Below are 14,618 nucleotides of genomic sequence, written 5' to 3'. Positions count from 1 at the left end.
AGCTGGCACTTTAGCCTCTGCAATTGACCACCGCGGTAACTGTTGCCAAGTTTGGCGGTAGCGCGCTCGGGGCCGACGGGGTGCTCATCCCCAAGATAATGGACCGGCTAAAGCAGATAATGAGCGAGTCCAAAGTCGTAGCGGTGTTCTCGGCGCCGATGATAGAGTATGACGGCAAGGTAAGCTCGATGACCGACGTCGCCATAAAGGTAGGCAGGAACTATGCTTCCTCAAATCCCGTGGAGATAGAAGTGCTAAGGGAGGTGTACGAGCGCATTGCGACGCGCTACCTTGACGAGGAGCGCAAAAAGGCGTTTTTGGACCAGCTGGACAAGTTCTACCGGCAGGTCATCATTTCACTAAAAGTCGCGGCGGAAAACAGGCGCTTTGTGGACGTCATACGCTCCCGCACGCTTGCGTACAGCGGCGAGGTGACGATGTCGTATTTGATGGGCTACGTGATGCAGGCGCACGGAATCAAGGCGGCGCACGTGCCAATAGAGCACTGGCCTATCATCACCGACGACAACTTTGAAGCGGCAAACTTTATGGCAAGCGAATCGAGGCAGAACGCCGGCCACCTGATAGAGCTTGTTGAAAGCAACGACGTCGTGTCGATGGGCGGGTTTATCGGCAAGACTGCCGACGGGCTGGAGACGACGTACGAGCGCGGAGGCTCTGACAGGACGGCGGCAGACATTGCGATTATCCTGAGTGGCGACAAGTATGAAACAAAGATATCGTTTGAAAAGGACAGCGCAGTGCTCAGCGCCGACCCCAAGATAGTAAAGGACGGCCTTGACTTTGTGCCATATTTGTCGTACAACGAGGCAAGGATAGCCGGCATGTTTGGCATGAAGATCCTCGACCCGATTGCGATAAAAGAGATAGACGACAACGGCCTCGACATACCGCTTGTGGTGACGAACATGACTAGGCCGGACAGCGTGACTGTCATAAAGCGCACGCCGCCGTCCGATGACCAGTCAAACCCGATAAAGATAGTGACCGGCAAGAAAAACTGCGCGATTGTAAGGATGGAAACCATTGCAGCGTCGCACCTTATTGCTTCACTGGAAAGCGACAGGCAGTACCACGAGTTTGTCAAGCTGTCGCCGTACGTCAAGGATGATGTTGAAATGACAAGGCTGTTGTTCCTTGACGCCGACTATGTGCGCAGGCACGAGCGGCATTTCAGGGCGTACTACCAAAAGGCCGAGATCGTGTACGGAAGGGCAGTCGTCACGCTGATAGGCGACGAGATGTGGCGCGTTCCGAAAATCGCGTCAACGGCTTCAAGCAATGTCAGCGAGCACGACATCAACATACTCAACCTTGACGCGCAGGAAGAGACGTCAAGGATACTGATAGTGGTAGAGGACAAGGCAAACAGCGTGGCTGACGCGGTAAAGGCGATACACCACACCCGGGTCAAGATGCATGGCAGAAGAGGGGGAGGAGGTAGCAGTGGCGCATGACGGCGGATGAAAAGGGCAAGATCTGGCTCGACGGCGCGCTGGTCGACCACGGTGACGCCAAGATACACGTGCTGACGCACGGCCTTCACTATGGCACCGGCGTCTTTGAGGGCATACGCTGCTACAAGACGGTAGATGGCCAAAGCGCGATATTCCGCCTGCAGGACCACATGCAGCGCCTGATTGACAGCGGCAGGATCTATTTCATGGACCTTGGCTTTACCCGCAAGCAGCTGGAGCAGGCGGCCATCGACACAGTAAAGGCAAACAACATGGAGGAGTGCTACATCCGGCCTATTGCGTTCTACGGCTATGGCAAGATGGGCGTAAACCCGATGCCAAACAAGGTGTCAGTGGCAATCGCGGTCTGGAAGTGGGACGAATACATCAAGGGCTCCGGCGAGGAAAAGGGCGCAAGGCTCATGGTGTCTTCGTGGGCGCGCCTTGACCCAAAGACGATGCCGATGCACGCCAAGGCAACCGCAAACTATGCCAACTCTGCCCTTGCCCGCGTCGAGGCAATCAAGGCAGGCTTTGACGAGGCGATAATGCTCAACTCCTCCGGGATGGTGGTGGAGGCAAGCGCCGAGAACATCTTTATCGTCAACAAAGACGGGTCGCTTGCGACGCCCCCGACATCATCAGGCGCGCTTGCCGGCATCACTCGAGAAAGCGTGATCGCAATCGCAAAGGAAAACGGCATCCCGTGCGAAGAGCGCAACATCTCTCGCGACGAGCTGTACGTCGCTGACGAGGTGTTCCTGACGGGAACCGCCGCAGAGATAAAGCCGGTGGGCGAGATAGACAACCGCACAATAGGCAGGGACGGCGGCAGGCCCGGCAAAGTGACAAAGCAGTTGAAAACGCTGTTTGAAGCCGTGGTTCACGGCAAGGACGGTAAGTTCAGCAGCAAGTGGCTTGCGCCAATAAGCTGAGGAAGGTCCCTTATCACGACAAAGTGTATTGCAAGGTGCACCGGGAGCGCGCCGGCGACATAGGCGCCGGCCTTTTTTGCAGTCAGCGACTTTGCAAGATACATGGCGACAAGCCCTGACGCGAAAATCGCCGCGTGTATGGCGCCGTTGAGAAGTATCGGCTGGTAGTAAAACGCAAGGTACGTCGCGCTTGCCGCCCCCGCTGCAACCCCTGCAAGCACGTATTTTATCATCATCGTCATCATTCTTCTATTCTGCCGCCCAGTCTTGCGATGTCCTTCAGTAGCTGCCCTGAAATGCGTGCAAGCATCCTGGCCACATGCTCTTTGTCTGCGCCCTTGCATACGAGGTGCACCCTTATCCTTGGGGTCGTCTTTTTGTAGTAGCCCCGTGGGTGCGTCTTTAGGTAAACCGCGTCGCGAGAGTTTGCGTCCACGATCTTTACGAGCGCCGGCGCTATCATGCCCTCCGAGACGCCCATGACAAAATAGTTCGCCTCCCTTGAGACAAAGCTGCCGACGCCCTTTTGCACAAGGGGCAGGATGTGCTTTTTGAACACGGCCTTCATTTCTGTGGGAACGCCCGGCACGCAAAACACCCTCGTACCGATGTCTAGCATGACAGAGGGCGCGCTTCCCACCGGGTTTTCAATCGGCACCGACCCTTCCGGTATCGTGGCCATCTTTAGCCTGACCTTGTTTATCCTGTAGCGCAGGTGGCGCCTTTTGTAACTGGTTTTCAGCATCTCTACCGCGGTCTTGTCAAGGACGGCCTTTCTTCCAAGCGCCTGCGCCACTCCTTCAAGCGTCATGTCGTCGTACGTCGCGCCAAGGCCGCCCGTAGTCACCAGTATGTCCGGCTTGCGCCCAAGCGACTCATTCACCGCCGATGAAATTGCACTCAGCTCGTCCCTGACGACCGTCACCCTGCTCACCGTGCCGCCGGCTTTGGCCACCTGCGCGGCTATCCAGTGCGCGTTCGTGTTGAGCGTGATGCCTGACAAAAGCTCGTTTCCGACGCACAGGATTTCAATGATCATCATGCCTGGAATATCCTGCTCAGCATGATAAGCTCCGGTCCGCTGGTCAGGCTTCCTACCACGACTGCTTTCGTGTTTGCGACAATCCCGGAAGACAGGAACGGGACTCCGCCGTTAATCGTCAACGGCTCGGCCGGCACCTGCAGCGCCTCCGAAACCGCCTTTACCTCTTCCTCTGTCGCCTTTGGGTGCACGCCTGCGCCGGCGTTTGTGGCAACTATCATGGAGCCTGCCTGCACAAAGCCTCCTACCTCCATGCGGTGCGCCGGCACGCCAAGCACGTCTCGCACCTGCTCGTCCACCTCGCTTTCAAGAAGCGGCGAAACAATGGCGCCGTTGTCGTTTGCCGCGATCAGGTTTCCGACCGCGGTGAACTTGCTCTTTACCCGCTCGACTCTCAGGCGCGTGCGCTCGCGCAAAAACTGCACCTCCTCTTCTTCGGCGATGGGCGGGAGCAGTATGCCGTTGTTGTTCATGACCGTCATGGGGCCCAGCAGGCGCGTGCCTGCGACCGACGCGTGGACCTCCTCTACCTGCAGGTATTCGGAGAGTTTCTCCGTCTTGGTCTCGGCAAAGCCGTGGGGAATGAGCATCACCTTGTCGTTTGCCCTTATGAATATCCCTATGTTGGGGCTCTTGTAGACGGTATAGCGGTAGATCGCCAAATGTAATTTAACATGCTTGCGATGTGCGCAAGGGATATGAACCTATTGCGTCTCTGCAGCTAAAGTCTTTTCTATCGCATAGTGGATAATGTCATTGGAGCAAAAAATTGCTGGACCTAGTTGCAATGATAGTGGCAGGGGCAGCGTCAGGTACGCTGCCGTCTAACGCCATGTCGCCGGCGGCAGTGGCCTCCATAGCCGCCGGCTCGGCCATATTCCTTGCGCTGATAGCGCTCGTGGCGCACGCCAGCTACAAGAGAAAGAAGGAGCAGGACTGGCACATTGCCGAGTGGCACAGGGCCGAGTCAGAGGCTCGAACACAAAGGGAGCGGCCTGACAAGGAAATGCTGCACTGACCAAAAGGATACGCTTGTACAAGCCCGTCTCTAGCGCAGGTTATGCCTTCTCATTTCCTTAACAGCTTGAACGCGTGGTTGCCGTTGTTTGTGCGGAAATAGTGGACTATCCACAGCATCGCCAGTGGCTCCAGCAGGCGCGCCCCTTCGATGCCTCCAACGTCAACCGTCTCCCATCCAAGCGAAAACGCAATGTCGCACACTGTCTTTTTTGCGCCGTCGTCGTTTCCGCACACAAACATGGTCGGCCTGCCGCCGGGAAAATCAGGATGCAGCATGAGCGGGTTTCCGACTGTGTTGAACGCTTTTACCACTTTGGCGTCCGGAAGCAGCCGCTGGACGGTTTCGCCGGCCGAGTCGGTGTGCCCCACCGCAAGCCTGGGAGGCGTCGAGGAATAGTCAAGCGGGTTTGTCACGTCTATCACCACCTTGCCTGCAAAACTAGCAGGGCCGCCGGCCATCTCAATTGCGCTCTGCGTGCCGGTCCACAGTGTCGCTATTGCAATAATGTCTTCGCCAAACTCGGCAGCCTCGGCAAAGCTTCCAGAGGACGCTTTTCTGTTGTTACTGTGCTTTTCAACCCACGCCTCCAGCTTTTGCGGGTCGCGCGTGCCTATCTTTACCTCATGCCCAAGTTCGATAAAGCCGTCGCCGAGCCTCTGCCCCACCTCGCCTGAGCCGATGATTCCGACCTTCATGAGTCTTTCATAGCCAAAATGCGCATTTAAACGGCTAGGAGAGGCCCTCGTTTCTCTTTGAGAGCATCCTTCTCACGTACTCGTTTATTTTTTCCCTCATGGCCGGGTCGCCCTCGACTTTCTCCTTCAGCTTCGGGTCCGTATAGTCGATTGAGACATACTCGACCCTGTTTTCCTGCGCGTAGTAGCGGTACCTCACAATGGCTTTTGCTTTTCTGTTGCTCTCAACCTGGAACTCGAGCGCAACCTGGCCGTACACAAAGGACGCGGGCATATGTTGTATGTTGAGATTCGTTATGAACAACAGTTAAAATAAACTGTTCACTTACCAAGGGAGCGCATAAGACATGGAGCAAGCGGACGAAAGCCTGCCAGAGCTTTTAGAGCTGAACTACTTTTCGTTCTCCCTCATGAAGAACAACCGCGAGTTCTCGCTCCACGTCGAGTCGTCAGATTTTGGCCTCTCTATCGACTTTGCCATGAAGTACGGCGAGTTTTACGACATCGTAAACCTCATGCAGGCGGTGCTCTACGACGACGGGTACAAGGGCGGGCCCAAAGACCTTGACTACCTGGAATTTGAGAAGGACAACGAGAACGGCGAGTACTGCCTTGTAATAGGCAAGTACGTTTCAAGCTTTTCCCTGTACTTCAAGGACGACATGGAGGCCAAAAAGTTCCTCTCGGAGTTCCAGCGCATCGCTGGCGCGTTTGACAAGTAAGCTTATTCTCTGCCTCGATATACTAAAAGACCGTCAATGCCAAAGCGTACCGTTTCGCCTGAAGAGATACTTGAGGGACATGCGCCGGAGGTAAGGACAATTACAAACCGGCTGCGTGCGATAATCAGCAAGACTGTCGAGGGTGCCTCGGAGGCAGGTTATCCCGGCTGGCACGCAATAGGCTACAGGCATCCTGCCGTCGGCTATTTCTGCGGCATCTTTCCAGCAAAAGACAGGGTAAAACTGTACTTTGAATACGGCCATCCCTTCCTGACCCGGACAGGCTCTTGCTTGGAGGGCCCAAGATGCGGCAGGGACGCTACCTAGAGTTTGCGCATGTAAAGGACGTCTCGGAAAGCGTTCTGAGCAGGTTCCTGATTGACGCGACCGTCATGAAGGGCCTTTGACTAAAGGGTTTATTACAAGCCCTTATTTCTCAAAAGGATGAGAAATGCCCAACAACCACTTTTACGACCGCGACATCGTCTCGATAAAGGATTTTTCAAAAGCCGACCTAGAGTACGTCTTTTCGGCAACCGACAAGATAAGGACGATGAAGCCGGGCGAGCGCGGAGAGCTTGGAAGGGGCAGGACGCTTGGCTACATATTTTACGAGCCAAGCACGAGGACCAGGATGAGCTTTGAGGCTGCGATGGCGTCGCTTGGCGGAAGTTTCATCGGCATTTCAGAGTTGAAATCGTCATCGGTGGAAAAAGGCGAGAGCCTTGCAGACACCATCAGGGTTATCGACCTTTACTCTGACGTCATTGTATTGAGGCATCCCATGGACGGCTCTAGCAGGTTTGCCGCAGAGCTTTCTCAGAATCCGATAATAAACGCGGGGAGCGGGAGCGAGGAGCACCCGACCCAGGCACTGCTTGACCTCTACACGATCATGAAGGAAAAGGGCAGAATCGACGGGCTTTCAATAGCAATCGTTGGCGACCTGAAATACGGCAGGACCGTGTATTCTCTCCTGTACGGCCTTGCCAACTATCGCGTCGACGTACACCTCGTGTCGCCTCCGTCTCTTGCTGTGAGAAAAGAGTCGATATACGACGTGCAGGGCAAGCTAAAGATAAAGGAACACCACGAGCTTGATGATGTGCTTGCGCACGCTGACGTGCTGTACGTGACAAGGATCCAGCGCGAGCGCTTTCCGGACGTGCAAGAGTACGAGAAGGTCAAGGGCTCGTACACCGTTGACAGCGCTACACTTGAAAAGGCAAAGCAGGATGTGGCGGTGATGCACCCGCTGCCGAGACTTGACGAGATATCCCACTCGATTGACCACACAAAGAACGCGGTCTATTTCAGGCAGGCGGCAAACGGAAAAGAGTTGCGAGCGGCGCTTTTGGCGCTGATGCTAAACGAGAGCCCTCCGCTATAGTAGTGTTGCAACTGGAAGCTCTTTCTCACAGAGGAGCAGCTGCATAGCCTGCCGTCGGCAGCTGAACAACTATGCCGAGCGAGTAAACCTTTTGGCATTCTCAGAGCAAAGAAGAAGCAGTGGTAAAAACTAGCAGGAACGAAAAACTCTGGCGCGTCATATCCAAGCTCGACAGGCAGTCTGGGAATGAAAAAAGCGGCAGGGCGCGGGTCAAGTCCGGCGAGGAAATGCTTGCCATCACCGCCGACACCGGCATGTTCTTCCATATCCTCCTCAAGGCGATCAAGGCAAGGCGCGTGCTTGAAGTCGGCACGTCGACCGGGTTTTCCACGCTCTGGCTCGCAGATGCCGTCGGCAAAAGTGGCAAGGTCGTTACCATAGAAAACGATCCGCTAAAGATAGCAAGGGCAAAAAAGAACTTCCGAGATGCCGGCGTCGACAAAATAATCAAGGTGCGGCAGGGGTCTGCCCTTGATGTCCTTCATAAACTGAAGGGGAAAAGGTTTGATTTCGTGCTCCTTGACGCTGACAAGGAGAACATCATCAAGTATTTCGATCTCGTCCTGCAGCTGGTAAGGGTCGGGGGCATAATCGCTGCAGACAACATGCTCTTTCCTCCACCTTACCGCCCGACGATGAGAAAATATGCACGCCACGCGCAGAGCCATCCGCAGGTTCAGTCGGTAACCGTGCCGATAGGGATGGGCGAGGAGATCACGATAAAGCTGCGCTAGGTGGTCTCTGACGCCTCGGTGTCCGCCGCTATAGCTGCAACTGATGGTGGCCTCCTTTGTCATCATCGGGTTTTATTCGCAGGCCAAACGGTTCGGTTACAGAATTGCACATTTCTGCAAGAATTTCGACATATTTCTTTGAATCAATTTGCGTTTTTTCATCTAGGAACTCCTCTGGCGTAGTGTGCCTATCGCGGTAGTAGTCGGTAATTACGTATCTCAATATCTGCCCCGCCTTCAGGCTCTTGCCTTCTCTGGCAAGCTGGGACATTGAATTATTTTCAATTGTATTTCGCTCTTGATATTGGCCGGCATCTTTTGATAATTGCTTGGTAAACACCAGGTCATCTGCAGAGACCCTGCCATCTCTAATGGCGGCAGCATAGTCATCAAAGACCTGTCGGACCTCTGTCATTAGCAATCTGACATCGGCTATACTGTCGCCTCTTGCCATTATCTTCAAGATGTGGTGCTGGAACTTTACGAAAAGAGGAGGAGTATCGTGTCGCCGGGCCTCTATTCCCCTTATCTTCAGGCTTCCGTCCTGAAAAGCTCCGAAATACCGGTTGGCCGCTGGAAGCTCGTCGCTTTCCTTGGACTGGAAAAATACTATCCACTTGTAGACACCTTCAAAAGAAATGGAAAAGCCCGTCTCACACTCTATCGCTTCTTTCAATGCGGCGTAGTCGTCCATAGTCGCGTTTTGCTTCTGCAGCCATAGCGAATCAACAATCCCGTGCAGGACCCTAAAGCCCATCCTTTCAGCTATTCTGGTGGCCTGAAGGAAAAGCTGTCTGTCAAAAGCGCAGACCGCGATATGGGCGTCTATCCTGCCAAATTTCGCATTGTTGAACCCAAGGTAGCCAAAGGATGTGACATTAATCCATTTTAGTACGGACTGCCTTTCATCGTAAATTGCTTTTTGTATGTCGTCTGTTGCGTTCTTTTTCAGTTCTTTGTACATGGCTCGTTTCTTGATGACTATTTTAAGCGCCTGCGGGACAATCCCTCTTCTTTTCTCGCAGATGTTGTAGCCCAGCTCTGGGACCCTTTCCTTAGAGTCGGGGCAGCAAGGGCATCTGACCGTCTCGGCAGAGACGTTTTTCTGGAACATTATGGATGGATAGAGGGAAGCAAAGTCAAACTCTGCCGCCTGTTCATAGACTCCTGTTCTTGGCTCAAAGAGAAAGCCGCCCCTGTCTGCAACCAGCAATTCTCCGTAGGTCTTGAAATGTTCTACCAGCACCGGTTTCCACGGTACAAGCAGCCCCTTCTTGTGGGCATGGTAGAACTGCAGGCTGCTCAGGCACTTGCCTATCGAGGCCCTTGAGGCAGTGTGAAGGGGCATCCGGCATATCCTTGCTATCTCGTACAGGCCGTGCAGCCCCGTTTCGTCCAGCGTGAACGAATTGCGGGTGTCGATATGGATCCTGCCTCGCAGCTTGACGGCTGTGGGCTTGAACTGTATCCTGCCGTACGAAAAGTACGACGTTCCTTCCTTCTTTGGCTTTCTCAGCCGCGTAGACTCTCTGCTCAATGAAAGGGAGACGCCGTTTTCTGCCGCCCTGTGGATGAGGTACGGAAAGACAAAAGAGTCCCCGTCTTGTACGAGTATAAAGTCGGGGTCAATCCTTGCGATTTCTCTCTCAAGCGCTTGAAAGATCTCTATTTCGGATTTGGCTTCAACCATTATTTTTTTGCCGTCCTTTCCGGCAAGAGTAATCGACGCTACCTTGTCGCTGAACCTTGGAAGCTTTGCTTCTTTTCTGAGGCTGACGTCAAGATTCAGGATTTTGAGATCAGGCACTGTGTAGTCGGTGGACCAGACATCGTCCAAGACATCCCACTTGAGCACGGGACTGGAGGGGTTAACCTCGCAATACGCCAGCGGAAAGAGTTCATGCTCATACAAATACGACTGCGCGGGCAAAAGGTCGACGTTGTACAGCCTGAACTTGCCAAACGGGCCAAGAAGCTCTATCCTTTCTGCAAGCCGCGTCGCCACGCTGGATTTGCTCAGCTCCAGCCGCAGGACCTTGGACTCTTCTCTATCTATGACGCGCTCGTACCTAGAGACTACTTCATGTGCGCGTACCATAGATGGCAATTCAGGGTCGTGCAGGATTGCCGAAAAGTCGGATTTGTTATCAGTAGCGACATAGATCGAAGGCGTCCAGCTGCTTTCAAGCCTGATTGTTTTGCCGTTTTCCTGCTTGACCCAAAATACCATCTTGTCTTCCGATGGGTAAGCATCGAGCAGCCACCCCTTGACCGTCATGTGCTCTTCTTCTTCCTTGCCTTTACTTGCTCTATGAACCAGTTTATCATCCGCTGCTGCTGGAATATCAGAGCCATTAGCAGGGCCTCTGTTGGGAATGGCTCTCCCTTGGCGTTGATTGCAGCGGCGTAAATGTGGCAGTTATCCAGCATTGTTGTGAACAGCTTTCTGTCCTCTGCCCGGAGGCTGTCTGCAAAGCCCTTCCAAGACTCGATTTCTCGAGCCAATATGTCTTTATCTGGAAATAGGCTCACTGACTGGGACCTCCTTTATTTCCAATTTTTCGCTAATCTCTACGAGCTGCCTGTAATGATGGAAGATGATTGCCATGAATATTGGCTGTATCCTTATTGGCTTGGCAGCATAGGAGCAGGCAGAGATGTAAAGCCGGGAAGTGGCAAACATTCTGTCAAACTCTTTCCTTTCTGATTTGGAAAGGGTGTTTCTGAAAGGCTTCCATTCGGCTTCTTCGTACATCTGTGCAAGCCGGAATGCAGGTATTGTACGCCCCACTTTTTATTCCACCTTGACCAGCTTTAGGGACTTTTCTGGCAGAACGATTTCTTTGGACCTGTACGGGGTTGACGCAAAAAGTTTGATGATGCCGCTTTCTGCATTCTGAATTTTAATCCTGTTTTTGAGCTTGGCGAATATGTCTTCGTACCCATGTATGCTGTCAGCCGTGATGACTACGAGCGCCTTGCCTGAAATCCTCTTTATCGCAATCATCATTTCCCGCAGCAACCGCCTTGCCTCCTTTTGATCCACCTGTGGATCTTGAGTAAACAGGGTCAGGATGCCAGAAATGATGACAAGCTTGGAACCAAACCGCTCTATGGCTTTTGGTAGCTCGTGAATGACAAGCCATGCTAGCTGGTGGATGGTAAAAGTCCTGCTGACTACTATTCCTTCAAGGACTTTTTTGATGTCTAGGCCGTACTGCCTAGCAAAATTCACGCACTGGTAGATGTCAGAATTGTTTCCGCCGTCGATGAACAAAACGTGCGACTCTAGGCCGCCCAGTCTCTTTGGAAGCAGGGCTCGTACAGACAGCCTGCTGGCAAGCAAGGTTTCTCTTGAACCCACGATGCAGAGGATATCGCCTATCCTTGACCCTAGAAAAAAAGCATCTATCTGTTTTAGGTCAAAAGTGAGGGCTGGAACTGCTTGCGCAATCTGGAATTCTGGCAACAATACTTCATCATCTTTTTGCTTGGGTCGGCGGATCTCCAAGCTCTCGGCCAGCGAGTTTCCACAATTGGGACAAGGTTCGATAATTTTACTAGGATCGACATTTGCCGTTGTACATCTTAGCAACGAATTGCATTTGGAGCAGAAATATTGCAGGGTTTGGTTGCGGTTGAGCATAGAGCTGAACCTGATGCTTTGCCTATAACTCAGCTAGCACCCTGGGGAGAGGGGGTATGTTATAACATGTTCATACATGTAACATCAGAATTCTGTACTAGAAGCTATCTGGCCCATTCAGCAATTCCAAGATGTTCCGAATTCTCTTCTCTATGATCTTTTTTATGCTTGCATCATCAACACCTAATTCTCTTAATAAGAAAAGTTCAACCAATACTTTCAACTTCTCTGTTACCGCGTAAAGCTCGCTGTCGCGTATAGCTCTTGATGTCAGTCTTGGGTCATAGTGGGTGAGGTAATTTCTATTATCTGCAATTTGCTGAGTAAACTCACCCGGCTTCTGAATGAAGTTACAGAGAAGTTCTTTATATACATCCACCAATTCAATCAATCTATTCTGCAAAGATAGTTCGTTGCTGTGTTTCAGTTTTCTTTGCAACCATGATCTATGCTTCTCTGGAGTGGCGTCAAAAATCTCTTGCAGACGGGCCTCATGCTCTTCCTTGGATGTTTCTGTTGTCTTGAATACTCTTCTATGATAGGACTCAAGTGCCTGCACCAAACTCAGAAGTTTATGGTCAAGATATGTTTGTTTATTGTGAAGCACACCAAAATACAAATCAAATAGTGGCTTCAGAGTTTCCTTCTTCTTGAACCAATTCTCCAGATATGTCCTTGATTGCTCTCCAATATCTCTATAGCTGAATAACATGTGGGATGGATGAAATTGCTTACCCACCGTTCCATGTGCCACCCTATAGAATATCTTAACTTCCTTATCGATAGGGGCCCGTCCTTCAGATGCTTCCTGCGCACCAATATTTGGGTAACAAACAATAGATAATGTGCGCGAAGATTCGCGAACCCCAAGGCTTAAGAAATTTTGTATTTCATTCTTGAAGGAAAAGAAGTCGTGGAAGGGTCATTCTTTCGTGGAATTGATTTTAATAAATAACGATTGTTTGAGGGAAAAATCCCTCTGTCCCAAGAGAGTAAAATCGGATCTGGCACTCGAAACTACTTCAACGTCGAATCCATTGTAACTACCCAATTGAACGGGCGGAGGGGACGTATAAGTAAACGTGTATGATTTAGCATTAATGTCGTCCAAATGTAATCTACTAATTTCAATCCATTCATCCAAGTAAGAATAACTGACCGACATGCTCTTTAGCATGATGTCATCATACTTCGGAAAGTGACCTCCCTCAAAAATAAAGGTCGAGATATATTTTGAGAAATAAGCACCATTGAATTTTAAGTTACTTTCAAGAACCTTGAAGAGCGTTATTGATTTACCGTCTGTATTTACACCATAAACTGTTTCAAAGGATGTCTTGTTATCATTGACAGTCCTGAAGGAGCCGATCAGATCGAGTATAGCACCTTCACTCTGATGAAATTTCAAAACGCCTGGAATTTTCTTATCAGGATGGTCTGGCAGCCACCACGCACCTTTGAATTCGAATGCATCTAACACGAACAAGTCAATTAGAGAGGTAGGCTATAAGGATGGTCCGGGATATGTGATTCGCTCTTGTTATCTGAATTGTCGGCAAGCGATTTAAAGAAGTTTAGAGTCCTACAAAGGCAGCCCAGCTCTCCTTGTCCAGCTTCTCCGCGTCGCGCATACACCGCCTCATCGGCTCCGGCATATCCGACTTGTTTGCCTCTTCCTTGTACTTCTCCATCCTCTCCTCGTGCTTTTTCTTCTGCTCCACCAGTATCTTCCACCAGTCCGGCAGGCACTTGCTGCCGACGACCTCCGGCGGCAGGGTTAGCTTGTACTCCCGCCCGTACCCGTGCCTTCCTTTCGAGCCTGTCCTTGAAACCGCAAGCCCCGCGCTTTCCAGCTCCGAGAACAGCTCTGCAACCCGCCTGTACGAAAGCGGCCTGACAGTTTTCCTGATCGACATGCAGTACTGCCTGTAGAGCGTCGACGTAGAATACCAGCTTTCGCCGGCGTCCTGCGTCAGGTACGTTATCCTCACAAGCGCGCCGGCCGCAACCTTCTGGTGGTAGGACGCCTGAGAAAGCGCCCTTTCAACCCTGTCCTTCTGCAGCCGCTCCTCGGCCATGTCTATATGTAATTTTGAAACATTCTTGCCGCCTTCCGCCCCGGCAATCTCGGCCGCCATCCTCAACAGGTCAATGGCCCTCCTTGCGTCGCCATGCTCCTGCGAGCTCTTCTCGGCGCAGTACTCTATCACTTCATCACCAACAGGCTGTACAAAGGCCCTTGCCGCCCTGTCCTTCAATATCGCAACAACCTCCTCCTTCTGGTACGCGTCAAAAAACACCTCCGGGCACGACCCTATCCTCGACCTCACCCTGTCGTCCATCTCTTCTGCCGCCATCACGTTGTTTGAAATGGCAATAACGCACACCATGCACCCTTTTTCCTCCCGGAGCTTTTGCTGCACCGCCAAAAGCTTGTAGACAAAGTCAGACGCCCTGCCGCGTTTGTCATGCAGCAAAACGTCAAACTCGTCCAGCACAAGGACAAAGAACTTTGCTGCTGCCAATGCTTCGATGCCTCCTGCAATCCTTTCTATGATAGAGTCTATGGTCTGGCCGCCCTTTGGGTCGCCTCCAAGCTCCTCAAGGATGAGGCACGCGCAGCCGTAGACGGTCCTTACCCTGCGAAGGTTGACAAGCCGGAATGCAAGGAGCCGCGGCAGGTGCTCGCACACAAACTGAACGACTGTGGACTTGCCCGAGCCGCTCCTCCCGTACACAAAGACAAAGGGTGACACGTACCCTTGCTTTTGCCCTCCTGCAAGCGCCTTTACTAGCTGGCCGGCCTCTGCCTCGCGCCCTATAGCCTGTGTTTTTGAACTGGAGCTGAAGGTGTCAAGGGCGCCCTTGGCGGCAAAAAGCGAGTTTTCCTGCTCGGCCTGTGCCGCCATCCGCTCGATATCCTGCGCGCTTACCACTGAACATCCTGTCTTGCAC

19 protein-coding genes are annotated in these 14,618 nt (G+C 52.3%); 7 read left to right on the top strand and 12 right to left on the bottom strand.

Going from position 1 to position 14,618, the window contains the following annotated elements:
- Nucleotides 1-23: 23 nt before the first annotated feature.
- Complete coding sequence (locus tag NTE_RS00095) at nt 24-1,478, top strand: amino acid kinase family protein (RefSeq protein ID WP_148699174.1); 1,455 nt, start codon at nt 24-26, stop codon at nt 1,476-1,478.
- The gene (locus tag NTE_RS00090) at nt 1,475-2,413 is read left to right on the top strand and encodes a branched-chain amino acid transaminase (protein ID WP_148699173.1); all 939 of its coding nucleotides are present in this window, start codon (nt 1,475-1,477) and stop codon (nt 2,411-2,413) included. The genes NTE_RS00095 and NTE_RS00090 overlap by 4 nt, the downstream gene beginning before the upstream one ends.
- On the opposite strand, the gene NTE_RS00085 is transcribed toward NTE_RS00090, so the two are convergent.
- From NTE_RS00085 to NTE_RS00075, 3 genes are read right to left on the bottom strand one after another with little or no spacing between them, the layout of a single operon-like run.
- Nucleotides 2,362-2,658: a hypothetical protein gene (locus tag NTE_RS00085; RefSeq protein WP_148699172.1), complete on the bottom strand. Its 297-nt coding sequence runs from the start codon at nt 2,656-2,658 to the stop codon at nt 2,362-2,364. The two genes, NTE_RS00090 and NTE_RS00085, sit on opposite strands and share 52 nt — an antisense overlap.
- Nucleotides 2,655-3,455: a competence/damage-inducible protein A gene (locus NTE_RS00080; protein WP_148699171.1), complete on the bottom strand. Its 801-nt coding sequence runs from the start codon at nt 3,453-3,455 to the stop codon at nt 2,655-2,657. Before NTE_RS00080 ends, NTE_RS00085 begins: the two co-directional genes overlap by 4 nt.
- Nucleotides 3,452-4,117 (bottom strand): translation initiation factor IF-6, encoded by a 666-nt coding sequence (locus NTE_RS00075; RefSeq protein ID WP_148699170.1) that lies wholly within the window; start codon nt 4,115-4,117, stop codon nt 3,452-3,454. Before NTE_RS00075 ends, NTE_RS00080 begins: the two co-directional genes overlap by 4 nt.
- Before the next feature lie 107 nt (nt 4,118-4,224).
- On the opposite strand from NTE_RS00075, the gene NTE_RS00070 reads away from it, so the two are divergent.
- Complete coding sequence (locus NTE_RS00070; RefSeq protein ID WP_148699169.1) at nt 4,225-4,473, top strand: hypothetical protein; 249 nt, start codon at nt 4,225-4,227, stop codon at nt 4,471-4,473.
- Nucleotides 4,474-4,523: 50 nt separating this feature from the next.
- Here NTE_RS00070 and NTE_RS00065 read toward each other — a convergent pair whose 3' ends face one another.
- Nucleotides 4,524-5,171 (bottom strand): NADPH-dependent F420 reductase, encoded by a 648-nt coding sequence (locus NTE_RS00065; RefSeq protein ID WP_148699168.1) that lies wholly within the window; start codon nt 5,169-5,171, stop codon nt 4,524-4,526.
- 34 nt (nt 5,172-5,205) lie between these two features.
- Nucleotides 5,206-5,445 carry a hypothetical protein gene (locus NTE_RS00060; RefSeq protein WP_148699167.1) on the bottom strand — a complete coding sequence of 80 codons (240 nt, stop codon included), beginning with the start codon at nt 5,443-5,445 and terminating at the stop codon, nt 5,206-5,208.
- A gap of 73 nt (nt 5,446-5,518) precedes the next feature.
- On the opposite strand from NTE_RS00060, the gene NTE_RS00055 reads away from it, so the two are divergent.
- The 4 genes from NTE_RS00055 (at nt 5,519) to NTE_RS00040 (ending at nt 8,017) form a co-directional block, all read left to right on the top strand.
- Nucleotides 5,519-5,893, top strand: a complete 375-nt coding sequence (locus NTE_RS00055; protein ID WP_148699166.1) for a hypothetical protein — start codon at nt 5,519-5,521, stop codon at nt 5,891-5,893.
- A 36-nt stretch (nt 5,894-5,929) separates the two neighbouring features.
- Nucleotides 5,930-6,220, top strand: coding sequence for a DUF1801 domain-containing protein (locus tag NTE_RS00050; RefSeq protein WP_148699165.1), 291 nt, complete (start codon nt 5,930-5,932; stop codon nt 6,218-6,220).
- A gap of 124 nt (nt 6,221-6,344) precedes the next feature.
- The gene (gene pyrB, locus NTE_RS00045) at nt 6,345-7,283 is read left to right on the top strand and encodes an aspartate carbamoyltransferase (RefSeq protein WP_148699164.1); all 939 of its coding nucleotides are present in this window, start codon (nt 6,345-6,347) and stop codon (nt 7,281-7,283) included.
- Nucleotides 7,284-7,402: 119 nt separating this feature from the next.
- The gene (locus NTE_RS00040; protein WP_226987074.1) at nt 7,403-8,017 is read left to right on the top strand and encodes an O-methyltransferase; all 615 of its coding nucleotides are present in this window, start codon (nt 7,403-7,405) and stop codon (nt 8,015-8,017) included.
- Nucleotides 8,018-8,045: 28 nt separating this feature from the next.
- Here the strand turns inward: NTE_RS00040 and NTE_RS00035 are convergent, their stop codons facing one another.
- From NTE_RS00035 to NTE_RS00005, 7 genes are all read right to left on the bottom strand, one after another.
- The gene (locus NTE_RS00035; protein WP_148699163.1) at nt 8,046-10,295 is read right to left on the bottom strand and encodes a DNA polymerase domain-containing protein; all 2,250 of its coding nucleotides are present in this window, start codon (nt 10,293-10,295) and stop codon (nt 8,046-8,048) included.
- Entirely contained in the window at nt 10,292-10,522 is a 231-nt protein-coding gene (locus NTE_RS00030; RefSeq protein WP_226987073.1) for a DUF8156 family protein, read from the bottom strand. The genes NTE_RS00035 and NTE_RS00030 overlap by 4 nt, the downstream gene beginning before the upstream one ends.
- Nucleotides 10,523-10,529: 7 nt before the next feature.
- A complete protein-coding gene (locus tag NTE_RS00025; RefSeq protein ID WP_148699161.1) occupies nt 10,530-10,808 on the bottom strand; it encodes a DUF8156 family protein in 279 nt (92 codons plus the stop codon).
- 3 nt (nt 10,809-10,811) lie between these two features.
- Entirely contained in the window at nt 10,812-11,528 is a 717-nt protein-coding gene (locus tag NTE_RS00020) for a P-loop NTPase family protein (protein WP_158384843.1), read from the bottom strand.
- Nucleotides 11,529-11,760: 232 nt separating this feature from the next.
- Complete coding sequence (locus NTE_RS17475; RefSeq protein ID WP_148699159.1) at nt 11,761-12,402, bottom strand: HEPN domain-containing protein; 642 nt, start codon at nt 12,400-12,402, stop codon at nt 11,761-11,763.
- Nucleotides 12,403-12,585: 183 nt separating this feature from the next.
- Nucleotides 12,586-13,143 (bottom strand): ApeA N-terminal domain 1-containing protein, encoded by a 558-nt coding sequence (locus tag NTE_RS17470; protein WP_148699158.1) that lies wholly within the window; start codon nt 13,141-13,143, stop codon nt 12,586-12,588.
- A 94-nt stretch (nt 13,144-13,237) separates the two neighbouring features.
- A complete protein-coding gene (locus NTE_RS00005; RefSeq protein ID WP_148699157.1) occupies nt 13,238-14,599 on the bottom strand; it encodes a Cdc6/Cdc18 family protein in 1,362 nt (453 codons plus the stop codon).
- Nucleotides 14,600-14,618: the final 19 nt, after the last annotated feature.

The organism is Candidatus Nitrososphaera evergladensis SR1, from assembly GCF_000730285.1.
Taxonomy (GTDB): Archaea; Thermoproteota; Nitrososphaeria; order Nitrososphaerales; family Nitrososphaeraceae; genus Nitrososphaera; species Nitrososphaera evergladensis.
The sequence above is the reverse complement of the archived record's forward strand: the minus strand, read 5'-3'. Positions and strand labels throughout refer to the sequence as shown.